The organism is Petralouisia muris, assembly GCF_004793545.1.
GTDB classification, from domain to species: Bacteria; Bacillota; Clostridia; order Lachnospirales; family Lachnospiraceae; genus Petralouisia; species Petralouisia muris.
Genome location: NZ_SRYA01000068.1, coordinates 1 through 23763, shown reverse-complemented (window position 1 = coordinate 23763; position 23763 = coordinate 1). Strand labels below are relative to the sequence as shown.

Annotated in this window: 18 protein-coding genes and 1 pseudogene; 13 read left to right on the top strand and 6 right to left on the bottom strand. The window is 38.7% G+C overall.

Annotated elements, in window-relative coordinates:
- Positions 1 to 336: 336 nt before the first annotated feature.
- The 8 genes from E5329_RS22600 (at position 337) to E5329_RS22565 (ending at position 10305) form a co-directional block, all read left to right on the top strand.
- On the top strand, positions 337 to 2742 hold the full coding sequence (locus E5329_RS22600; RefSeq protein WP_168356731.1) for an HD domain-containing protein: 2406 nt from the start codon (positions 337 to 339) through the stop codon (positions 2740 to 2742).
- A 398-nt stretch (positions 2743 to 3140) separates the two neighbouring features.
- Positions 3141 to 3719: a hypothetical protein gene (locus tag E5329_RS22595; RefSeq protein WP_135991572.1), complete on the top strand. Its 579-nt coding sequence runs from the start codon at positions 3141 to 3143 to the stop codon at positions 3717 to 3719.
- The gene (locus E5329_RS22590) at positions 3720 to 4334 is read left to right on the top strand and encodes a DUF4231 domain-containing protein (protein ID WP_135991571.1); all 615 of its coding nucleotides are present in this window, start codon (positions 3720 to 3722) and stop codon (positions 4332 to 4334) included.
- 79 nt (positions 4335 to 4413) lie between these two features.
- Entirely contained in the window at positions 4414 to 4992 is a 579-nt protein-coding gene (locus E5329_RS22585; protein WP_135991570.1) for an adenylyltransferase/cytidyltransferase family protein, read from the top strand.
- Positions 4985 to 6868: a PEP/pyruvate-binding domain-containing protein gene (locus E5329_RS22580; RefSeq protein WP_135991569.1), complete on the top strand. Its 1884-nt coding sequence runs from the start codon at positions 4985 to 4987 to the stop codon at positions 6866 to 6868. Before E5329_RS22585 ends, E5329_RS22580 begins: the two co-directional genes overlap by 8 nt.
- A 26-nt stretch (positions 6869 to 6894) precedes the next feature.
- Complete coding sequence (locus E5329_RS22575; protein WP_135991568.1) at positions 6895 to 7863, top strand: TMEM198/TM7SF3 family protein; 969 nt, start codon at positions 6895 to 6897, stop codon at positions 7861 to 7863.
- Positions 7863 to 9131: a CMP-5'-phosphonoformate--3-phosphoglycerate phosphonoformyl transferase gene (locus E5329_RS22570; RefSeq protein ID WP_168356730.1), complete on the top strand. Its 1269-nt coding sequence runs from the start codon at positions 7863 to 7865 to the stop codon at positions 9129 to 9131. The genes E5329_RS22575 and E5329_RS22570 overlap by 1 nt, the downstream gene beginning before the upstream one ends.
- 4 nt (positions 9132 to 9135) lie before the next feature.
- Positions 9136 to 10305: an enolase-like domain-containing protein gene (locus tag E5329_RS22565; protein ID WP_135991566.1), complete on the top strand. Its 1170-nt coding sequence runs from the start codon at positions 9136 to 9138 to the stop codon at positions 10303 to 10305.
- 909 nt (positions 10306 to 11214) lie between these two features.
- On the opposite strand, the gene E5329_RS32870 is transcribed toward E5329_RS22565, so the two are convergent.
- The gene (locus E5329_RS32870; RefSeq protein WP_275443622.1) at positions 11215 to 11454 is read right to left on the bottom strand and encodes a hypothetical protein; all 240 of its coding nucleotides are present in this window, start codon (positions 11452 to 11454) and stop codon (positions 11215 to 11217) included.
- 64 nt (positions 11455 to 11518) lie between these two features.
- Here E5329_RS32870 and E5329_RS22555 point away from each other — a divergent pair.
- The 5 genes and pseudogenes from E5329_RS22555 to E5329_RS22540 all read left to right on the top strand — a co-directional run.
- Positions 11519 to 11810: pseudogene (locus tag E5329_RS22555) on the top strand (transposase); the annotation flags it as partial.
- Between the two features lie 893 nt (positions 11811 to 12703).
- The gene (locus E5329_RS31835; protein ID WP_330572306.1) at positions 12704 to 12910 is read left to right on the top strand and encodes an AAA family ATPase; all 207 of its coding nucleotides are present in this window, start codon (positions 12704 to 12706) and stop codon (positions 12908 to 12910) included.
- Positions 12864 to 14225 carry a PD-(D/E)XK nuclease domain-containing protein gene (locus tag E5329_RS22550; protein ID WP_330572305.1) on the top strand — a complete coding sequence of 454 codons (1362 nt, stop codon included), beginning with the start codon at positions 12864 to 12866 and terminating at the stop codon, positions 14223 to 14225. The genes E5329_RS31835 and E5329_RS22550 overlap by 47 nt, the downstream gene beginning before the upstream one ends.
- Positions 14226 to 14681: 456 nt before the next feature.
- Positions 14682 to 16337, top strand: coding sequence for an SIR2 family protein (locus tag E5329_RS22545; protein ID WP_168356729.1), 1656 nt, complete (start codon positions 14682 to 14684; stop codon positions 16335 to 16337).
- Positions 16338 to 16387: 50 nt separating this feature from the next.
- On the top strand, positions 16388 to 16942 hold the full coding sequence (locus E5329_RS22540) for a Uma2 family endonuclease (RefSeq protein WP_135991563.1): 555 nt from the start codon (positions 16388 to 16390) through the stop codon (positions 16940 to 16942).
- Between the two features lie 361 nt (positions 16943 to 17303).
- Here E5329_RS22540 and E5329_RS22535 read toward each other — a convergent pair whose 3' ends face one another.
- The 5 genes from E5329_RS22535 to E5329_RS22515 all read right to left on the bottom strand — a co-directional run bounded on the left by E5329_RS22535 (position 17304) and on the right by E5329_RS22515 (position 23337).
- Positions 17304 to 18410 carry a reverse transcriptase family protein gene (locus E5329_RS22535; RefSeq protein ID WP_168356728.1) on the bottom strand — a complete coding sequence of 369 codons (1107 nt, stop codon included), beginning with the start codon at positions 18408 to 18410 and terminating at the stop codon, positions 17304 to 17306.
- 186 nt (positions 18411 to 18596) lie between these two features.
- The gene (locus E5329_RS22530) at positions 18597 to 20624 is read right to left on the bottom strand and encodes a retron Eco8 family effector endonuclease (protein ID WP_135991561.1); all 2028 of its coding nucleotides are present in this window, start codon (positions 20622 to 20624) and stop codon (positions 18597 to 18599) included.
- 167 nt (positions 20625 to 20791) lie between these two features.
- Positions 20792 to 21772 (bottom strand): hypothetical protein, encoded by a 981-nt coding sequence (locus E5329_RS22525; RefSeq protein WP_135991560.1) that lies wholly within the window; start codon positions 21770 to 21772, stop codon positions 20792 to 20794.
- Between the two features lie 145 nt (positions 21773 to 21917).
- A complete protein-coding gene (locus E5329_RS22520) occupies positions 21918 to 22496 on the bottom strand; it encodes a hypothetical protein (protein ID WP_135991559.1) in 579 nt (192 codons plus the stop codon).
- A gap of 544 nt (positions 22497 to 23040) precedes the next feature.
- Positions 23041 to 23337, bottom strand: coding sequence for a helix-turn-helix domain-containing protein (locus tag E5329_RS22515; protein ID WP_135991558.1), 297 nt, complete (start codon positions 23335 to 23337; stop codon positions 23041 to 23043).
- Between the last annotated feature and the right edge of the window lie 426 nt (positions 23338 to 23763).

Below are 23763 nucleotides of genomic sequence, written 5' to 3'. Positions count from 1 at the left end.
AAATAGAATCCAATGTACTCTGAGAGTATAAGTATAAATTTAAGCGTCAGAGCTGGATCTCTGACAGCGGTTCTTGACGAACTTTACAACCGGATGTTATACTATCATAATAGAAGCGAGTTATAACCTAAAGATTAACTCAGATGGGGATATTAATATGGGGAATATTTATACCCGTGAGTCAGATGATTTGCCAACAGTTTTTTGCTTTTTCAAGAAGCATTTCAAATCATTTGACAAATAAGTATATTCTTGAGTAAATACAGCGTCTTTCGCTGATTGCCGTGCAGACACGGTAATAGGGTAATGATAAATAGAATAAAGGGGGAGAAAAATATGCCATATCAAGCACAGTTAACTTTGGAAAAGCATTTTAAAAATATTGCGGAAAAGGAAGAAGATTCCCAGCGTCTGTTTAGTTTGTGGGATATCTTGAAAAAGGATCTGGTGGAGCGTTTGAGCTCTTCCCGCAGTGTCTTTGTACATTTCAGTCTCCATGACGCAACACATTCCCGAAAAATTATAACCATGATAGAAATGTTTTTAGGTGAGGAGAGAATCAGCAATCTATCACCTTCGGATACATTTATGCTGCTTTGCAGTGCATATGCCCATGATTATGGAATGGCGCTATCAGCCGATCGGGTGTACCAGGCATTGGGGGATGATAAATTTCTTTGGTTTTTGGAAAAGCAATCCCAAAATCCCATTCAAGAAGAGAGGGACAGTTTCAAGATACTTCTTGAATTGGTGAAAGGGAGAGAAGATAAGACGATAAAGGAAACGGGGAAGAAGGTGTTGCAGGAAATTTACAGAGCTATTTTATTAGCGTTGCAGCAGTATCTTCGTCCTCTTCATAGTTATGGGGTTATTTCTTTGGAAAAAGATTTAGGAGATCTTCTTCATGGAAGGATTGACCGGCGCATCATTAACAGTATTGTACAGATATGCCGGCTTCATGGTTCTTCTGTTGACGGGATGATGGAAATGGAAAAATATGCCAATGGCCTGGAATCTGGGATTTATCATCCGCGTTTTATAGCCGCTATGCTGAGGCTGGGGGATTTGCTTGATTTGGATAACGGAAGGTTTCCCTTATGGTTTAATGGGGCAGTGGATGAAGACAGCGATTTTCTCCCGGAATCTTCAAGGCTTCATTATCAAAAACATGAGTCCGTCACACATTTTTATGTAGGTCCCAAAAAGATACAGATAGTTTTCCATTGCGGCGGCTCTGATGCTGTCAAAGTTGCCCGTTTGGCAGAACATTGGCTTTCTATGTTAAGAGAGGAATGCGGTTTTTTAACAATGCATTGGTCTGAAATCACACCTTCTGATTTTGGAAGGCCTCCCTATCTGGAGATGGGTGATATTTATGTAAAAGATGAAAGCTATCCGGAATTTTTTCTTTATACAGCAGATGATAAGAAACTGCAGATGCAGATGCCCCAGCAGAAAGTTCTGGAGTTATTAGAAGGGACGAACATTTATAATGACCGCTATATCGGTATTCGGGAACTGGTTCAGAACGCGGTGGATGCTTCACTGCTTCAAATGTGGTATGACCTGACGCATAACAAATACGCACACCTGATAGAAAAACAGGAAATTAGCAGTATGACGGACTTTACTGCTATTCCATCAGAGATCTTTAAGTTTTATAATATAAAAATAGAATTAATCCGTGATTTGGATGAAAATGAAATCTTTGTGGTAGTGAAAGACAGAGGCACTGGAATTGGTAAAGAGGATTTAGACTCCATGGCTAATATAGGACAGGGCAAAGAGAAGAATGAAAGGCTCCAGAGGATTTTACATTCTATGCCGGAATGGATGAAACCGGCAGGGATTTTTGGGATTGGCCTTCAGTCTGTGTTCCAGCTGACAGATCAGATTAATTTCTATACCCGTCAGCCCAATCGGCCAGAGTATAAGATAGTGTTCAATTCTTATGGAAAAGATATGGGACGAATTGAAAAGCAGGAAATTCACGACCATGATGTAGACGGTGATGTTTTTTATGATAATTATAGTCAGGGCACGAATGTAAAATTCGCTATAAAACGGGAACATTTATGGGAGAACCGGTCTGAATTCCAGTATTATGACTGGAAATTTGATAAGAAGGATGAGTTTAATGCTATTTATGCAGAAATGGCTCATGTGATTGACAAAAAATTAAAGGAGACTCCTTTTGACTATTTTAACGTTGAATTTTGTACTATGACGATTAAAAACGAGGATAAGGAGGAAACCAGCCATCATAACAGAGTGTATGGTTTTTTCAGAGAAAGCAAAAATAAGAGAAATGAGGCATATAAATACAGGTTGTCAACGCTGCAGCTGCGGTATGAAAATGCCGTTAATAATCGGGAAGCGATCTTTTGGATCGGGGACGGAAATGCCGTATATTATGACAAAGCAGATAAGCTGTTTTACCGGATAGAAGCACTTCCTTGTATAAAATGCAGTGAAGATCAGAAACGCAGTTATTTTCACCTTCCCTGCCGTAAAGATAAAAGCCTTCGGGTGTGGTATAAGTTCAGTAAAATTGAAGACATTTCTGTTTTGACGGACGTTCCTTTACATGTTCCTGTTTTTTCAGGTTTACTTCAAATGGATATTATAATATTTGATTATCCAGCAGATAAATATTTAAACATTGACAGAAATCATTTGAGAAACCAGGATAATTTGACACGGGATAAGATTGAAAAGATACAGGAAAAATATTTACGTTAATGTGCTTACAGATTCTTGAGCAGGGAGACAAAGGAAGCAACAAAGTGTTAAATGATCTGCGGGTTGCAGTAACATTGTTGTTATTGTTTAAACGGTATGTCAATGAAAAAGACTATCAGGAGTACATAACCCTTCTGGAAAAGAGGTATGCTGCTCTGAGTGACATAGTGTTATGTATAGGGCAGGTTAAATTTCCGGTTTCTTTTTTCGTGTATGGGAATGGGAAGTTTCAGATAGTTGAATATATAAAAGAACCATTGACCGATGATATGAAAATTGCTGTTTTCTTGGGAAAACTGAAAAATTATGTCACCACGGATATCTTAGTTGAACAGATTCCATCCAGTTATTTCCGGGTTACTCAGATGCAGACAGTGAGCAGTGACGGAGATTTTTATATGTTATATTCTTTTTATATAAGAAAGAGTGCAAAAGAGAGCAAAGGGAACAATTGTATCCAAATGAATGATGGTGCACGCCTATTAGATTATTGTGAGGTATTAGAGGCTTATGAAAATAATAAGAGTGTTAATTTTAAATCATTGATTAAAAGGCTTTTTAAGCCAGATCAGGAGTTTGAATTATTGGCAGTGGGACGTGCGCCCAAAAGTTTTCTGGTTGGCGGGAATCTCACAGGTTATATGGAAAGAGGAATTGACAGCTTTATTTTATCGCCATTTGAGAAAAATTCTTCTTCTGAATTGCAAAGAGGCCTGAAGGTTGGAAATTGTGATCCGGAGGAGATATTTAAAGCATTAGAGAATACAGAACATTTTGAAAAATGCGTACAGTATGTAGAAAGATTTCATAGAGATATGGAATATACGGGGGAAACTGGTCTTCAAACAGATGGAAGTATACATGAGAAAATTGTAAATGAATACAAAAGATTCGTGTTTAAGTATTGTGCTTTACTAAAAGAAAATTATGATTGGGTTAGAAAATTTATTTTGGGAAATGACAGGAGGTTGGGGTAAGTGCGGCATCAGAAATTTGGATGGGGTGCATACAAAAGTCAGAATAAAATACCAAAGACAGAGAAAGAATTTGTTTTGCGGTTGCTGGATATGATTCAGGAGGATGCAATCCGGTTTCGCTTAAGTAATCTGCTCATATGGTATATTTGTAAAGCAGGCAGTCAGAAACGTATGTACTACATATTAAATATTACTGCAATATTTGCAAATTTATTGATTTTAATCGTAAATACAGTACATAATGATATTCCGTGCCCAGTCAGTCTGATAACTACGGTACTTGCGGCGGTTGCCAGCGGTGCATTATCTATCAACGGCCTGGGGCACTACAAGGATAATTGGATGCGTTATCGAACTTCGGCAGAAGTGCTGAAAGAGCGGATTTCCCAGTATGTAATTAAGCGGGAAGAATGCAAAAAAAGAAATCAGGAAAGTGGGAATGATTGTATCCAATTCTGCAAGATAAAAAATTATGGGGAGTATGGCTGTCCTCTTACAGAGGAGCTTATGAACCAGGTAAACGAATATGTTACGAAGGAAATATCAGAGTGGAAGCAATGCAATGAAAAAGAGGCTGATGCGATGAAAAAGAATGCCAATAAAGTTCAGAAATAGAAAAATCTTCTATTTCATTTCCAGCTAAGCAGTGCTTGTTGAACAATTATTTCGATAAAAGGGATAAGAAGGAGATAGTATGAAAGACAAAACAGGAGTAATACATGGACGTTTTCAAATGCTTCACAAAGGACATATGGAGTATCTTCTGGCAGGAAAAGAGCGTTGCCAGCATCTGATCATAGGGATCTGCAATCCGGATCCAATATTGACAAAATATTCCGATGCGAATCCGCATCGTTCACTTCCGTTATCCAATCCGCTTACTTATTTTGAACGGTATCAAATGATTCAGGGTTCCTTGCTTGAGAATAATATTTCTATGGAAGAGTTTGATATTGTTCCATTTCCAATCAATTATCCTGAATTATTATCCAATTACGCACCGAAGGATGCAAAATATTATATGACGATTTACGATCAATGGAGTATGGATAAGAAAGCAGCTTTAGAGGAATATGGTTATCATGTTGAGGTAATGTGGCAGCGAACCAATGAACAGAAATTTACAAGTGGTACAGAAGTCCGCAGACGTATGGTAGCAGGAGAATCCTGGCATCATCTGGTTACAGACTTTGTGTATCGTTATGTGAAGGAACACAAAATTGACATACGGATACGTCAGATAGCGGCTGAGGAAGGAAAGAGCGATGATTAAAATTGTGGATATTACAGAGGAAGAGCTTTTACCGGAAATTTTTGGTGGAAAAGCAGCAGGGCTTTCTATTTTAAAAAAACAGGGATTCCTGGTTCCTGACGGAGTAGCAATTGAGGCGGTTGACAGCATGGCATATTTTGATCAATTGTTTCAGAATAATTTGAAGATGCAGCTGAAGCGGTTTGAAACAGAAGAAGGATATGAAGTGGCAGTCAGGTCTTCCTGTACAATGGAAGACATAAAGTGTGTCAGTGGCGCAGGAAAATATAAAACATTTTTGGGACAGATGTCATTTTCTGAAATATGGAAGGCAATTGAAGAACTGATATGTGGTTTAGTGGTTCCTGGAACTAAAATGGGAATTGTGATACAAAGATTTATTCAGGCACAAAATTCAGGAGTAATTTTCACATCAGACCCGTTTACCTACGAGAAAAACAAAATGCTGGTTAGCTTTTCCCACGGATTGGGCGATAAACTAGTATCTGGAAAACTGGCAGGAAGAGATGTTACTATTAGGATGAAGGATCAGGAAGTTATGATTTTGGAAGGAACAGAAAGTTTTCCGGAGCTGAAGAAATTATGTATGGACACAAAGCAGTTAGAGTGCAGGCTTGGGTATCCGCTTGATATAGAATGGGCTGCAGATGGTGAGCGTTTATACTATTTACAGTGCAGGCCGATATCCACGATTACCTCTATTCCCTCTGGTATGCTACATGTGGATATGGGAAATATGGAGAAAATCTCTGAAAGAATCAATATTCAGGACAGAATAGACATATGGAAGCAAGTGCTGGAATCAAGTATAGAAATGCCTGATACATATATATATATATACAATGATAGTAACCATGAGTCTGTTGAAATGGAATGGGAACTTGCAAAAAGTGCACATTATAAAGGCTACAGTGCTGTTGTATTATATCCCAATGATATAGTGGGATGCCATTATTTGGGGGATAAAACGAAAGTAAGAGGCAGCATATCAAAATGCTGCAGATATGGAATTCGCGCTTTTCCTCAATATGGGAGCCTGAAAGAGTGTATCAGGAATTATGATACATTGTTAGGGAAACACTCTTGGATTGGTGTCACGATGATTCAAGAGACAGTAAAACCGCTGTATACAGGACAGATCCGCAAAATACAGGATGGATATTTAATGGAAATAACTTATGGTAATTTTGTTACAAAGGGAATTGTTCCTGTGAATCGGTATATGATAGGGTTGGCGGATGACTTTCTTTTGAAAAAAGAAGTAGAGCAAACCAGATGGTATGAATTGATAGAAGGGCATATTGTTTATTGTTTATGCAATGAGGATTCCAAAGCCAGAACGATGATTCCGGAAGAAACCATTGTAAAGATTGTACAATATTTTAAGCCGTTGCTAGAAACGCGTGACTGGACGATTGAATTTGGCATTTTCCAGAATGAGCCAGAAAATGAATATCAGCCTTTTTTTATGGATCTTGCTGAGCAAAGAAAAGAAGGAAAATTAACCTTGTCAAGGGTTTCTTCTGGGATTATATCAGAAGGAAAAATAAAGGGCAAGATAATACATATTGAAAAAGAAGATATCTCATTATTATGTGAAAATCTTGATAATGAATATGAGCCTATGGTATTTTTCGCTCAAAGGCCGGATATTGCCCTGTTGCCTCTGGTGGAACGATGTTCTTCGAAAGATGCGGCCTTTGTTTTTTGCGAAGGTTCGGTATTGTGCCATTTGGCTACGGTTTTAAGGGAAAAAAGAATTCCGGCCATTCAGATTGGGTATTACCACAAAGGCGAATATGCAGAGGGAAAAGAATGCGTTGTTAATGCGCAGTCAGAGTACATTACAGGAAGAGAAAGGATTTCTGTCACTTAGAAATTTTAGAATAGGGGATTAATATTATGGAAAATATGGGAGAATGGGCTAAAAGAAAGAGAAAAGCAATTTTTGCAAGTGGAATAGGGATTTTATCATTTATTATTACGGTCTTTTCAGTTGTTGTTACCCAATGGTCTTTGATAGCGCGTATTATTGCAGCGGTGGTTGCAGGGTTGGTTTTATTGGCGGGAGTGGTACTTTCCTGGTATATTGTAAAAGAACGGGTCTGTGGTTATTTGCAGAAGTTTGAAGAAATATATAATTTGCTGAAAGGAGACGGTGAAGAAAAAGAGCCTTGTTATCAGAACTGTCATGCAAATTTGTCTGAGATAAATATGTATATAAAAGAAATGAAAGAAGTGCATGAAAAAGTAACAGAAAATCTGGATTGTATCAAAAAAGATGTGAGTAGAAAAAGTTATTTTCGTTATAATTCTTCAAAAACTACAACAACATTGTTAGAATTACTCCGCGCACATAAGGATGTTGAAGAATTAAAGATCATCTGTTATGGAAGAAAAGGTTACGAGGCTGTTGTGGAGACGATTCACAGAGAGGAATTAAGAGTTAAAGTAAAGATGATTGTCTGCAATCCAGAAGAGAATAAGGATATCTGTGAAGAAGGGGATAAAAAGGATATTCTGAAAGAAATAAAGAGACTGCTGAGATATGGAGAAGAAATTGAAATTTTTGGAGCATCGGTTCCTCCTGCTATAAGAGCTTCCGTAGTATATGACAGAGATAATCAACCGATCTGGGGTACGGTGCAGGCTTATCGGTTCATAAGGGAAAAAGGGGTACTTAAAGTTGAGAAACCAGAAGATTCGCTTATCATAATGTGTGATAAGGACGACGATGAGAAGGATTTTGAAGGAATGATCAAATATTTTGAAGAAGAATACCAAAGATTGTGGGAATGCAGTCAAAAGGCGGTCATGTTAGGGAAAAAAGTGGGATTTATTGGAAAAATCAAAGAAGAGGGAGAGAAATAATGGGAAAGGTGTATTTCATCATATTGGATGGTGCTGCCGATCGGCCAGTAAAGATGTTAAGCAACCGAACGCCTCTGAAGGCGGCCAGGAAGCCGCATTTAGATTCGCTGGCTTGCAGAGGTCAGCAGTCGATGATAAAGATTTTGCCGGAAGGGTTCGTGCCTGAATCAGATTCTGGTGCAATGGCTTTGCTGGGATACGATCCAATGAATTATTATTGTGGAAGAGGAATGTTAGAAAGTCTTGGCGTGGGGGTAGGCCTTGATTATAAGTATCATGCAGGTTTTCGGATTAATTTTGCGACATTGAATGAGAAGAGATCGAATTTGCTTGACAGGCGTGTGGCAAGAGGGCTTTCGGCGGAAGAGCTCCAGGAACTGACTTCTGAAATTGTAAATGGGGTGAGGCTGGATAATAGTGAAAAGGTTCGATTTCATCTTCATACATTTGGAAGTTTTAGAGGAATTCTCAGCTTTTACAGTGATGAAATAAGTTTGACAGGGAATGTTTCAAATACAGATCCTGCATATCGGAAAGAAGGTTTTTTCAGCATTCCAGTAGAGAATTATCCTTCGGCTCTTCTGCCTTGTAAAGCAAAAGATGAATCTAAGGCTTCTGAAAATACAGCCAGGCTTGTGAATTTGTTTTCAAAACAGTGTATGGAGATTCTTGGCAGCAGTCAGGTAAATAGAAAAAGGATTTTGGAAGGAAAGATGCCAGCAAATTGTATTTTGGTGAGAGATGGCGGAAGCAGCAGAATCCAAATGCCGGATTTTAAAGAAAGGTATGGAAAAACATTGTCGATTTTTGGACAGCTGCCATGTGAAAAGGCTCTTGCTCAGCTGATAGGAGCACATTTTTATTATACCTGGTCTTTTGATAAGCAGGGGGATGGGGTATATTTAAGGGATTTAGCGAAGGTGCTGTATCAGGACGAATCGGATATTGTATTTTGCCATTTGAAAGGTCCAGATGAGCCGGGACATGATAAAGAGCCATTTAAGAAGGTAGAGGCAATAGAGATTATTGACCAGTATTTTATCGGAGAGATACGAAGAAATTTAACTGGCAGCGATAGGGTTGTTGTGACCTGTGATCATGCAACTCCCTGTGAGTTGGGAGTGCATTCTGATGATGCAGTCCCTTTGCTGCTATATGGTTCAGGAATTTCAAAAGACAGCAGTATTTCTTTTGATGAAAAAAGTGCAGAGTGTGGTTCTTGCCCAGTTAAAGAGGCAACGAAAATTATGGATTATATAAAGGGATAGAGTAATGTATAAAGTAATAAAAATAAAACTTCGTTCTATTCTCAATTCTCATGGGGAATATGCGGTAGAGTCAGATATTTATATCGAAAATGGATTCGGACGTGCATCTGCACCTGCTGCGATAGTAGCAGGCAGAAGAGAAAGCGCTATTACCAAAGATATTAAAGAAAAAATAAATGATTTTGATCAGCAGGTTCAAATTTTGGTTGGCATGCAGTACAGTCAGCAATCATGGGATGACAATTTGGGTAGCAGACGAGAGGAATGGGGTTCTGATCTGATACTTGCACTGTCGTTGGCATTTGCACGGGCGGTTTGTCAATATGAGAATCAGGAGTTAATTCACTATATTCGTGGATTAGGAATTACATTGCCGTCCCAAAATAATTTTGTGCCTATGATTCCAATTTTTTCAGGAGGTGTGCATGATAATACTTTGGGCGGAAGCATGCAGCAGATCATGTTTTCTGTATGCTGCAGGGATTTTTCAGAAACAGTGGATACTATTCTAGCATTGTATAATTCGATTGAAAGCATGCTAATGGATTCTGGCAGATTGAAAGGCTATTCAGCATCCAGTGGTTTTCTGACAGATAGGCTTGATTTGGATGATAAATTTTATATGATGGCAAACATGATAGAAAGGATTGGGGCTTCCAAAAAGGTTTCTATTGCAGTTGATGTGGCGGCGGAGCATTTGTATGAAAAAGGCATTTATAATTTTCATCATAAACGGATTATACCAGATGAAATGGAGGAGATCTTGATAGATTTAACCAAGAAATATCCGTTAACTTATATTGAAGATCCCTTTGATGCTGTTGATAGAAAAAACTGGAGTTCTCTGTATCAACAGGTTCGTCCAGATGTGAAAATTTTTTCCGATGATTTGAGTGCAACACAAGTAAAGTATTTGGATAATTCTATTGTCCACGGTGTAATCATTAAGCTAAAGCAGGTAGGAACGCTTACAGGTGCGTTGCAAATGGTGAATGCAGTGAGAGAAAGGGGATTATTCACTTGTGTATCACACAGGTCATATGAAACAATGGATACGTTCATGTGTGATTTGGGTGTTGCAATTAAGACAGATTTCATTAAAATTGGCGGACCAAGACGAGGAGATCGGGTAGAGAAATATAATCGTTTGTTAAGGATATTTGAGAAATATTAGCATTATTATACTGTTAGATATGTGCGGTTTTTGGATTTATTGCTGGACGTACAGGTTGCCAGTGACAACGGTAACTCCTGACATAAACAGTTCTATTGCTGGAAGCTCAGAGAATATTGAAACAGAATAAGGAATCGGTTCAGAAATGGCTCTAGCTTTCAGTCTGGGAGCCGGTGGCTTTTGGAAATTAATTTTTACAATCTCCTGCTTAATGGGATTCCTGCCATTAACAGCAAAAGGGATATCGGGATCTCCTTTTTGGCGAAAGGCAAATTAGGTTTTGATTGAACATAATATAGGTATATTTCAGATCCCGATTGAGAGGTTGGAAGAGTTTAAAGGAATGTTGATTGAGTTTTATGAAAATGATGAGAAAATCATTGGGTTTATGAAAGAATTTTTTATTAGACGCGTACAACGTTAGTGTTTTCTGTCTACTGATGACAGATATAGAGAGGATTACTCCCCTCTAAGAGGCGGCTGTTGGTAGAGCTTTCGTTCAATTTTCCGTTTCTCTATTGCGATTTGTTTTAAAGCGGTCTCATCTTTTGTAACTGTTTCGGTAGTACAGCAATAACAATTCTTTTATATGATTCATATGATGCTTTACTGTTTAAAAACATTCCTTTATTCGTATACTTTTTCCTACTGCCAGTCATGTATGAAACGATATAACAGATTTTTCCTTATACAATTTTAAAATTCAACTGAACGTCAAAAAAATATCATTTTTCTTAAAACGTTTCAGAAATTCACGGCAGCCAATCAGTTTCCTGCAGAACGGAATCAATTTCCGTTTGTTATGCTTGCTGATCAGACCATAGTGATGTATTCAGACAAAGTTTTCCGGTTTCATGCAGGCCTTTCAGTCCGGACAGGAATTTCCCCTTAAAAAGTTTGGCAATTGCTTTACCTGGCAGGAAGACCCCCTCTTTTCTTCGGCTCCAGTTCCAATTCGAATCCAGTCATCTGCTGGCCGATATCACATGAATGTGTGGGGGATAGGAAAAGGTTGAGCCCCACGTGTGCATGATGCTGATAAAACCAGGCATTCCTCCCATATGCGTCGGTCTTACAGTTTAAGATGTGGCGAATAGCTTTCGCTTGGCATCCAGTTGCTGTATAAGAGTCCAGATATTTTTCGTTCATTCTATTCTCCTCCTTATAAATTGAATATTTCTTCCAAGTCTTCATCGTACAGAAGCTCATTCATGGTTTTGATTTTGCAACAGTAAGCAGTTCTTCCAAAATAGTGAATGCAAACCATCTCTAGGTTCATGTACTGGCATACAACGTATTTAATAGGTTTAAACGTCTGGCATTATCTGCAAAAATGTGTAAACAGCAGATAGATATCATAGCATGAAACTGCTGAAGATTGCCGCAAAAGTGGTACATTCAGCAAGATATACGATGTCAAACTTTGCAGTAGCTGCCCATATAAGGATGAATTCTATGAAACATTGGAAAACATCACTGCATGGGATTCCTTCACCAAAGAGTAAAGCCCGCTTAACAGGGGATATTTTTTTAATGCCTGTCCGTTTGAGGTTTCCCTGGAAAGTCTCAGGCCCATAATCCTATGGTCCCAAGGCTGGACATAACCGTCCCATAGAAAAATCTTTTCCTGAGTGCGAAACCATTCGCATAAACCTTTGTTACAAAAGCCTTATCTACAATGGTCGGCATTTTTGAAGCAAGGAGCAGTGTCCGTGTGGAATGCTTCCCATATAAGCTGGTCATATTGAAAGAATAAAAACCATAAAAAGCAGAGGTGTGGCTTATTGTAATTTGGCCGGGGAATGTGTATAATATATTAACGATGTGGAACATTTAAATGAAATACTAAGTTCATGGGAAATCTCCTGCAACCAAAGGCAAAAAGGAATCTAGTGGGGATTTTGACCTCAACATTATTATCATAGAATATGCGAAAGAGGAATAGAAGTGCTAAAAAAATTGTAAATTGGATATTTTATGTTGTTATTGCGGAGATTTTACCTCTAAGGATAATGTGGATAATGTGTAATCTGGCAAGTGTGGATATATCTTATGGTACGTTTAGCCTGGTATTTTTTTCTTTGATTTGATGTTGTTTTCAGATGCCATGAAGGAACTTTTTTTTTAAACACTTATAAAAAAGCAAAATTAATTTTTTCTGGGATAAGTGTTTTATTGATTATTATTGTGTCGATTGTTTATGGGGGCCATATTTTGGCACTTTTCTAAAATTTCCAAAACGCTTGGGCATTTTGGGCAGGACTGCTTGCGCACGATAGCAGTTTGGATTATAATATCCCAAAAGCCCATGCTTTTCACAGATAAGAAAGAGCATGGGCTAATGTAACTGGAAAACGTATGATTATTGTATCTTTGAGAAGCAGGGAAGGCAGGCCAGATGAAACCATTGCCAATCGGGGTAGACGATTTTGAAGAAATTATTTTAAAGAATTACTATTACGTAGATAAGACATTGATGATCAAAGAACTCCTGGATAAAAGAGGGAAAGTGAACCAGTTCACCCGTCCCCGCCGTTTTGGAAAGACACCAAGAGGCTATGGCTTGCCTGAGAGAGGAATTGTCAGAAGAATATGCCAGGCATGAAGAGCAGATAAAGGTAAAATTAAAGCATCCAGATGACTTGGAAAAATACATGTGTATTCGCGGACGGCATGGGAAGAAGGAGGATGATTTAACCAGCCTTGCATTCCTGTCAAAATGCCTTTGCCAAATATACCAAAAGAAGTGCATCATACTGATTGACGAGTATGATGTCCCATTGGAACATGCATATTTTAACGGCTTTTATGATGAAATGGCAGGATTTATCCGTTCCCTGTTTGAGTCTGCATTAAAGACGAACCCATACCTGGAATTTGCAGTGGTTACCGGATGCCTGAGGATATCCAGGGAATCTATTTTTACCGGACTGAATAATTTGAGGATTTATTCCATTTTAAATGAAAATTACGGCGAATATTTTGGTTTCACGGAAGCGGAAATTCAGGGCATACTGGAATATTATGACCGGAAAGGAAATTTTCCGGTTATAAAAGAATGGTATGATGGATATTGTTTTGGAAATACAGAAATTTATAACCCTTGGAGTATTCTTAACCATATGGAGGATATTGTTACAAACCAGGAAGCATTACCGGTACCTTATTGGGCGAATACCAGCTCAAATAATGTAGTCCGGGATTTGGTGGAGCAACTGGATGATGATGAGGGAATGCTGCAAGGGCAGTTGGAATACTTGATAAATGGCGGGACAATTAAGAAACCAATCCATGAGGACATCACATATGACAGTATTTATGACAATGAGGATAACCTGTGGAACTTCTTGTTTTTTACTGGATACTTGAAAAAAGTGTCTTCCCATTTGGAGGGAGAAGAGCAATATGTTACCATGAGAATTCCCAATAGGGAAGTTTCCTATATTTATCGGAATACCATCCATGCCTGGTTTGAGAAAAAGCAGAGAAGCTTTAATATGCTGCCTTTGTATACAGCATTGGAAGAAGGGGATACAGACAGGATGGGGGAAGAGATTTCCGGATTTTTGGAACGGACAATCAGCTACTTCGATTATGGGGAAAGCTACTACCATGGGTTCCTGGCAGGATTACTGCAACGGAATGGAAAATACCGCATCCAATCCAACCGGGAAGCAGAGGTAGGCCGTGCAGACCTGATCTTAAAGACACCCAGAATTCGCAAAGGCCGTGCCATAATCTTAGAACTGAAAGCAGTGAAGAAATTCCAGGATATGGAAGTGGGATGCAAAGAAGCGCTCCAACAAATTGAGAAGAAAAAATATCGGGAGGAATTGGAACGGGAAGGGTATGAGGATATTTTGGAGTATGGGATTTGTTTTTACAGGAAAGAGTGCATGGTACAAAAAGCCATTAATTAAGGGGCTGTCGGAGATGGACAGTCCCGGTGCTTGCAGCATGAAACACACAATCACAACGAAAGAAGCTCAGAATAAGTATGGCAGCTCTTTCATACAGGCGGAAAAGGGAAGGGTGAAAAGAGATGAGAATTATATTTTCAGTAGAAGTATCTATATTTTTATGGTAAAATAATGTTGGTTAAGCAGTATAACAAATCAAACATGGGGGATAAAAACTTGGCATATTCTTTTGAAGAAATTATGGCATATCATCCAGACAATATTACTGTATATGAAGAGATCAAAAGAAATATTTCTGTTCTGTGCCCGTTTATCGGTGCAGGGCTTACGCAATTTGCTTATTATTCATGGGCGGATGCATTGAGGCAATTGGTCCAAAAGATTACAGAGAAGGGAAGGGCTGAGCAAATATTATCTCTGATTAATACCAGGCATTACCTGGAGGCCGCTCAACTGTTGGAGGAATTACGCAGCCCTTTAAATCTGTCACATGATATTGTTTATTTGTTTTCTTCAAAACGGCTGGAAGAAAACAAAGGCAAGTTACCGGATGAAGCCATTTATTTACTGCCTTTATTATTCCAAGGACTTGTATTAACAACTAACTTTGATACGGCCTTGGAAACTGTATTTCAAATGCATGGAACACCATTCCAGTCAGTGTTTCATCCAGGGCATCATGAGCTTCTTCTCCAATCTATACGGCATCGCAGCGGCAATTATCTTTTCAAGCTTCACGGCACTGTAACTGGCGATTTGATCGAATATAGCAGTATTGTATTTACGAAAAAGCAATATAACCTGCATTATGGACAAACGGCGCCTTTGCCGCAGGAGTTAAAACAATGTTTTGTGCAAAAGCCCATATTGTTTTTAGGATGCAGCCTGGAACAAGATCTTACCATGGATGTTTTGGACAGTATTTTAGTGCCGGGAATGAACCATTATGCAATCCTAAACTGTCAAAAGGGTGACCGTGATAAAAAAATCAGGGAACTTGGCAGAAGGCAAATCAGGGTAATACTTTATGAAGATAATCGTCATGAGGCTGTACGTATCATATTGGAACGCCTTTTGCAGGACTTAAATCCGGATCAATACAAGAATCTCTTTTCTCATGAAAAAACACAGGGAGCGAAATCTGTAAGAAGGGCCAATCAGAAGGCAGCAGTTTCGAAACACCCAGCATCTGCCCTAACGAACGGAAAAGGCATTTACTATATCGATCGGGGTTTTTGCATGCCATGGAAATGCATTCCCAGCCGGAAAACAATTTTTCTGCACAATCCCTATATTTTATTTCTCAATGGCGAAATGGAAAACGATAGTTATATCATCGATATGATCCGTTTGGTGATGCAGCAAAAAGACTGCTCTTTACTGATTATTATGGAGAGCTATAGGGGCGCAGAGCTGTTAGGAGTGTATTTTAATGAATTTATGCAGGAAAGCAGCTTGCCAGTGGCGGCAATTCTGGCTCCCGGATTTGGAGATGCAAGACGTGGGTTTATGGCCGATATTAATATATATACCGGTGCGGAAATAACTGCGAATGATTTGATACAGCTTGGACAGGCAGAAAGTGCAATGGTTTCTAAAAAATCTACCATCCTGTGTGGCGGAGCCGGAAGTGATAAAGCAATAAATGCGCAGATAGATAAAATCCGTAGTGATTTAAATCAAAGTACAAGTGTATTGGATAAAGAAAGGTATCGGCAGCGTGTCAATAGGCTTTTAGGCGTTGCCGAAGAGGATTTTCCTGAAAAGGCCTCAGCAGTTGAATGGGAAATATATGTTGCTGAAACGATGCAGACACTCTTAAATTCAGCGTCTCAAGGAGACTCTAATGCCAAATTGGAGTTGGGGCTGTTTTATTTATGGTGCGACGGCATTCAAAATGATAGTGCACAGGCAGAAAGATGGATAAAGGATTCGGCCAAACAAGGAAATCTGGATGCCCAAATGTTTTTAGGAATCTTTTACGCATACGGTGGCAGCCATTGGAAAATAAAAAATGCAGCAGAGGCTAAGAAATGGGTCAATCTGGCAATAAAACAACATGATTGCCAGATGGCTAAATTCTTTTTGGAACAAATAGAAGGTAAAATATGAGAAGCCAGGGATGACAATGCAGGGGACTGTTTAGGAAAGGATGTGATAATATGGGCTTGACGGAATTTGGACGTAAAAAGGATGAAAAGATAAATGGCGTAGTTTATGATATGTCGCCAATGCCAGGATTTAAACATGGCATAATCAACAATAATATCAATGCGATTATAAAATATGGGTTAAAAGACAGTCTGTGTCTTGTGTTTATAGGGAATTTAGATTTTAAATACCATCCAGATGTAAATGATGATTATTTGTGTCCAGATATTATGATAGTTTGTGATCGAAAACATCTAAAAGGAAGTTTTTATAGCGGAGTGCCTAAATTTATAGTGGAAACCTTAAGCCCATCAACAGCCAAAAAAGATAAGACGGTGAAAAAAGATATTTATGAACAGGCGGGCGTTGCAGAATACTGGATTGTGTCGCCAGGGGGATTCGTCGAAATATATTATCTGGAAGATGGGAAATATGTATTGAATCAAAGTTATATGCTGGAAGAGGATAAGGAAGATGAGGATTATAACGCAGAAACAGAAATATGCTTAAGGGAATTTCCGCATATTAAAATGACATTGGGTGAAATATTTGAGGGAATTAATTAGATTCAGGGGCTGTCAGGGATAGACAGCCCCTGAATCTAAGGTATTGCAGAAAGCATTTATATCAGAAGTTGAAAAATTATTATAAAACAGAGGCCATTTTAGCAAATGCTCCAACAAATACGAAAACAGAGGAAGTTTTATGAAAATATTGAGCTAAGAGCATTAAAATATTTTTGTTATATTGCACGAACTCAAATGTTTATTGATGGAAATAAGCTTGTTGCACAGCTAATGGCAACTAAGGTTGTTGGAGAAACATTCCTTTGACAGCGTATGGCTGTCAGTGCTACAAAAGGTTGTTCCCGTTCTGTAAAGAACACAATCTGGAAGCATTGTGTTCTTTACAGTTCGTGTTGTATTATCATCTTCGGTTAGGATCTTCCGTCATTGCTTGCAGGGCATCCAATACACATTCTATTCTGCGAATCAGTTTTACCATGTTCTTCTCTTCTTTTCCGAACTTTGCTTCCGTCTGCAGAACAGAGATTATCCATGACCTGCATCCGCCCAGATACCAAATTAATTTATGGATATCTGAAAAAGTCCTGCTGCCTTTTTGTGTTTCCGAAGAAAACTGTTTGATTTTTTTTAATATTTTTTGAGGATCATCCATTAGTTCTTGATTGAGTTGATAGGTTTCTGCTTCTTGATCTTTCAGGCAGTATAATATTCTTCTTAGTTCTGATGTTTTCTTTTTGGAAAGCCGGATATTTTCGCCGACTACATATCCATTCATAGATAATTCCTTTTCTGCCATCATTGTTTTCTGCCGGTTAAGATGAAATCCATATTCACCCAGAATCCGGGAAATCATATGCAAAAAGGCGAGGTTTTCCCGGAAATCAAAAAAATCAGAACTAAACAGCATGTCGTCCGCATATCTTGTATAGGATATAGAGGCATTGCACCAACTTTCTTTTTCCCTGTGAAGCTGCTCCCGCTTGTTTTGCTCTAAAGCCTGGCAGTATTTCAGAATTCGTTGGTCAAGCCTTGCAAACATAATATTAGATAAAGCTGGGGAAGTCACTGCTCCTTGCGGCAGTTTTTTGCTGACGGTACATAATTCAAAAACAAGTTCCAGTGCTTCCTTATCTTCAATAAAACTGTTTAAGTTATCCCGAATCATCTTTTCTGAAAATGACCCAAAAAAATCATGGATGTCCAAACGGAGAAAAAATTGATTGCCCGCATGAGGTTCCAAAAAAGATAGATAGCTTTCTCCTTTTAAAAAGCCTTTTGCCGGTATGGCTGTCGGCTGCTTACAAAGTACTTTTCGGTAGAGATTTTGCTGCAGCTTTTTTAGGGGCTTTCCGTCTTTGGCGTCTAAGCCGTGTATCAGTCTTCTGCCATTTTTTTTGGGTATTTCAAAAGTGTTATATGCAGTTTCTTTTTTCAGGAGAATTTGAGAAAATTCTTCTGGTTGTAACTCTAATATTTTAAATAAAAATTCTAATGTATAAATTTTCATGATATTTTTTGGAAAAGAGCAAGCACTTTCTGAAAATTTCCTGATGGGGGTTATCCCAGGAGAGGAAAGTGAATGGAAAAATCGCACCCGATACATAAAAATTAATTCATCAGTCCCAGGTTTTCCATGGTTTCAACAAGTTCCCACATTGTCTCATGGCTTTACGCTTATTCGACTCACGTAAAATTACTGCTTGCTCTGTTTTATTATAGCATACTGCTGAGGTTCTGTCACGTTTTTTTCAATTTCACAGATGAGCAGGTATAATTCCTCAAAATCTTGTTTTACAAATTCCTTTAGCTTTTCTATATCTGCATTTTGAAAATATTGAAATTTATTTTCCGATTGGTATGGTATTTCTGCCTTTTCAAGAAAATAAAATTCAAGCCATCGGCTGATCCATCCACTGGTCTTTTTGACTAACCAGAATGTTTTTTTTATATCTGTATGCAATTGAGAATTTTTTCTTGAAATTTCTTTTCCCGTTAGTAAGAAGTCACTCTTTCCAGAAAAAATCAAGCGGATGTAATTTAATCGGCTGGTTCCTGTGAAATGGTGGTTTTCAATAATATTTGCTATCTTTTTATAATATGGTGGCTTCAATTCCTGTTTCATAAATTTTTCAAACAAGGAGAGATTATGTTCGGTAATTAATACGCCTTCTATTGTTGTATTCCAGGTAAAGATCCGATAAAACATACAGTAATTATGAATTAATTGCAGCATATCTTTGAAATTGGGATCCTCGCAGCTGAAAAATGGAAGATGGTAAAAGAAATTACAATTTTTCCCCATGCTTTTTATCCGGTTTCTTTGATGCAGCGAAATCTTTCTTTTTTTCCCATAATAATAGTTTTCTTTCTTAGTTGGATAGTCTTTCAGTTCTATAAAAGAAAAACGGCAGAGGCCTTTCTCATCTTTTGTTAGTTTCAATCTCTGGTCCATATCCACAACGGCAATGCTTGGAGTTTGGTAGTTTCGCTTGTTGGGCGCTGTTAGATTATAGATTACCCGGTCACTCATTCCAGTCATAACTTCTATGGATTTTAATACTGGAAACAGGCTTCTTAAATATCGGTTTTTGAATACTTCCAGTTCTGAAGCTCCTTCCACATGCAGGGTCATTTTGGCAAAACAGCTGTTCATATAAGCTTCTGTTGCAATTATGCGCTCTCTGTATTCATTTTCTTCCAGGTTTCGAACCTTTTTCAAAATTGTATGTTGTTTTTTCAGCGCCACATGGTAAATGTCATATGCGGTTCCAACGCACTCCATAAGGTTCTTTACGCATCTTGCAGAATGTGTGGACATTAGGAATTGGATTTGTCCAGATGCTTCAAAGATAGCTTCCGTTAACTGGTCTATCATCTCTATATGCAGACTGATTTCCGGTTCATCCAAAATGATAACAGGTTCCTTTAACTTATAAGTTTTAATTAGGCCCAGAATATCCATCAGAAAAATTGTGAAATTAAAAGCGTTTGTCCCATTTGAAAATTCACTTAATTTGCGGTTATCATATTGAAAAACCTGTCCATGAAATATGATTTCTGAAAGAATTTTCCCCATTTCCCTTGCAGTCATCCGTTTCACGTCAATTGAATTTTTTTTCAGGACCTCGTCCAGACGGTTTAGCTTGATAGAAATATTGGTATCCTGTTTGCGAACTAATTCTGCAATTTTGTCCTGGACTTTATCCATGTCTTCATAACGTAGTTTGAGCAAATCGCCAACTAATTCCCATAGTTCTGCCCAGTCCGTCAGTTCAATGTTCCGTGCATCAATAAAATAGATCGGAAAAAGTGCCGCTATAATCTGCCGGGTATTATATTCCGCATTCCAATATGGCTTTTTTCCTTTGTACTTTATCAGTTCTGCTGTTATGATATCGTTTTGAAAAATGGCTTGTATTTTCCTATAATATTTTTGATAGTTCTCGCTTCCCTTGTTTTGGTTGTGGTTCACAATTTTCATTACATTTTTTAAATCATATGTAACCCGTATACGGATTTCATTGCGGTATGGGTTGCTTGTGTCAAAAATCCCTTCTTCCTCCCATACCTCTGTCAGGTTGCGGTAAAAATATTGGATTGCGGATAAAAGATTAGATTTTCCGCTGCCATTTTGTCCAATCAGTGCAGTGATCTGTCTGGCGTTTAATTTTAAGTGTGAAATGGATCGGTATCCTGATATTTCAATAGATGTTATTGGCATTTGTTTTCCTCATTTTCTTTCAGTTCTTATTGCACATAAAATCAGAGATTTCTTTCCGCATTTTCGTGGCGCCGATTTAGGTACGTTCAGGGCTGCGGGAGTTAATCCTGCGCGCCGTTTCCGTAGGAATGGCACAACGCATACATGCCAGAATATCCGAAAAATTGCTATACAGAGCCTTTCCGTTCCTCATACTTCTTCACTAAAAAGTCCCGCGGTTTGATTTTTTTCTTAATTCCGTAATTTTCATATACAGCGATCCATAAATCATCCGCTTCCATTTGGCTGACGAGATCCAGGGCGCAATAAAGTGTGATCTCCTTGGTCTGATAGTTAGTATGATGAAAGAAATATTTAAGTCCTGGTTCCGGTTCTGACAGAGCAATGGAGGTCATCAGGATCATGTTGCAAAATTCGTTGATTTCATCCTCCAGCTGAAATCTCTTTGAGTCGTATTTTGTTAAACCGACAAGCTTTTCAGTCCGTGCATCTACCAGTTTTTTGGCCTCTTCGATGGCTGCATATTTCACATCGCTGGTTTTTAATCCGTTGAGAAGCGCCCGTTCTTGATAGGTGTGTAGAGACTCCCGGCTTAGCCCTCCGGTTGCTGCATGCAGTAAAAGCGTGGAGATTTTTTCTCTGGAATATCCGTCTGCAAATGTCTTTTTCACCAGCAGTTCAAACAGGGCTGGCTGCTCCCAACCGATAGAGCGGAAGGCGTCGTCGGTGGAAAATAAATAATAGTTGCAGGCTTCACAGAGCAGATGATATAAGTCGGACAATAATTTAACGGCTTTTGAATAATTGCTGTGTTCCGGGGGAATTTTTTCCAGTTCCTTTATAAAGTTTTTTACCAGAAACCGCCACTTTGGGCGTTTGTTTTTGGGAATAATGCGGTTGGGGGCAAGATAATTCTGTGCATAAGCATTTTCAAGAAAAACAGTGATTTGCTGTTCCAAATCCTCAAAACTGAGGTTGGCGGCAGTCTTTTTCTTTTCAGCGGCTTTTCCTTTTAAAATATCAATAAGTATGGGGTCAATTTCTTCTTTTTGCATCTTCCGCAGCTGTTTATAGCTTTCTACAAAGGCTTTCTCCACATGTTCTCTCTCAGAGGCGCTTAGTAAATTTCTTAATTCCTGTACTTTCATAATTGTGTTCTCTTTCTGTTTTCTGAGCATTTTGTCGTAGGTTAAAATTATTATAGCGAATGGAAACGAGCATGTAAAGCGATAAAGCAGCGGAATTGTGAAAAGCGGCAAATGGATTGCTGCTGAATTACTTCTCAGGTACTGTTTATGACAGTCTTAATCCGGCAAAGTGGTTTGCAGATTTGAAAGCTTCGCTGGCTTCCCCTTTGATTGCGGCGTCGGAAAGATCTTCGCCGGATGCCAGTATCATTTTATTGTCGGATGTGATTTTTCCATCTTCTCCCCGATAAGTGCAGACGGTGTCTATGGTAGTCTTTCCTTTGTAAACTGCCACGGCATCTAAGCTTGTCATAGTTCCGGAAAGTGTACCATCTAAAGAGGCTTCCGGCAGAATCCATGTTTCGAATTCCACTTTGTCCATATATCTTGTATTCCAGGCCACCTGGCAGTCTTTGTAGCATGCTGTAACAGAAATGGATGCGATGTCACCTACAATGGTGTTCTCATTATGGAAATCATCACTGTAAGTCAATTTAAATCCGTCAAAATCCTCTGTATAGGCGTCTTCCGGCAGCTTCAGGTTGTTCAGCACATCCTGGAAAGTTGCTTCTTTGTCTACAAATTGCGGGAGATTGACAGACTGTATCCCGCTGCTTTTGGTCAGGTAGGAAAGGGATACGTTTGCGCAGCTTTTGTCATAGGTGGCATAAAAATTGAAGTCCATATCGTAGGTACTGTTAAAGAGTAATTCTGTATCCTCATCCACTATCTTATCGGAATATTCATAGTTCCATTCGGTTGAGACGCCTTCAAGTGGCTGTGGAAATGAAACATTCAGTTCTTTCAGGCTTGCGCGTCTTCCGGCTTCTCAAGGAATTCAAACCTCTCAATCACCGGCTGGTCAACATCAAATTTATCTGCTGTAGCAATAAGTTCCCCTTCATCGCTTTGCGGCAGCATAAAAGTATCTGCCTCTGCTTCATCTATTCTCAGCTGCGCTGTCTTCCACAGCCCGCTTCCTGCGAAGGGATTGTTCTTCGGAAGATTCTTTCTGTCTTGTTTCCGCAGCAGCTTGCAAAAAATGGAAGTATTTGTTAAAAAGTTTTGGGAAAAATTTCCTAATTCTATCTTGCAGGGAATGAGTGGCAGAATAAAAAATAAAGAACGTTCCGTTGAATAGGAGCTCTGAACAGTTATGGAGACTGCACAGAAACGGCAGCGGCGATGTTGCCGTTTCTGTGCAGATGGTCACAGGCGATTTTGAAGTTTTACAGCTGGTTACTTAGTCTTTCAGCAGAGAGCTCTTGAAGCTTTGCGAGATCCAGAGGTGGAATATTTTGTACTGCATTTGATTCTGAAAATGCTTCCAGGATATTCTGGCAGTTGTAAATTTTGCATAAATATAAAAACAGATCAGCATCTATGGAAGCTGTGCCATTTTCATAGGCGCAGAGTTGTTCGGCTGATATGTTCACTTTATAGTCTTTCAGTTTTTCTACAACGTTTTCTAAGGTCAAACCATTTTTTTCTCTAAGTTCTTTGGAGATACTTCCGGAAGTTTTCATTGTTTCCCTCGCTTTCTCTATAAAAATATAGTAAAAATTTTTGTATGCGAATGAATCAGGGGATGATATACCCTGGTATTTTTCTTATAGCCCGTAACCGTTCTTTTTTATTTTATATCAGCAGTAAAAGGAAAACAAGAGAAGAATTTAATTTCCGTGCATTTTTTTGCTGGTTGATTTTGGAATAGTTCTTTCCATCCTTAGGATGTCATGATATAATTCAGTCATGAAAGGATGTGGGAAAATACCCTTAGCATCAAGGGAACATTGCGGGGAAGGGAGAGATTTATGACTGCAGCCGATGCAGAAATTGCTGCAAAATGTATTATGGTGCGATACCGCAAGAGGATTTGGAGGCGGATGCCAGCTATTTAGGAACTTACCAACGTTTTTCTACGCAAAATGGCAAAATTTACCCATAGTGAA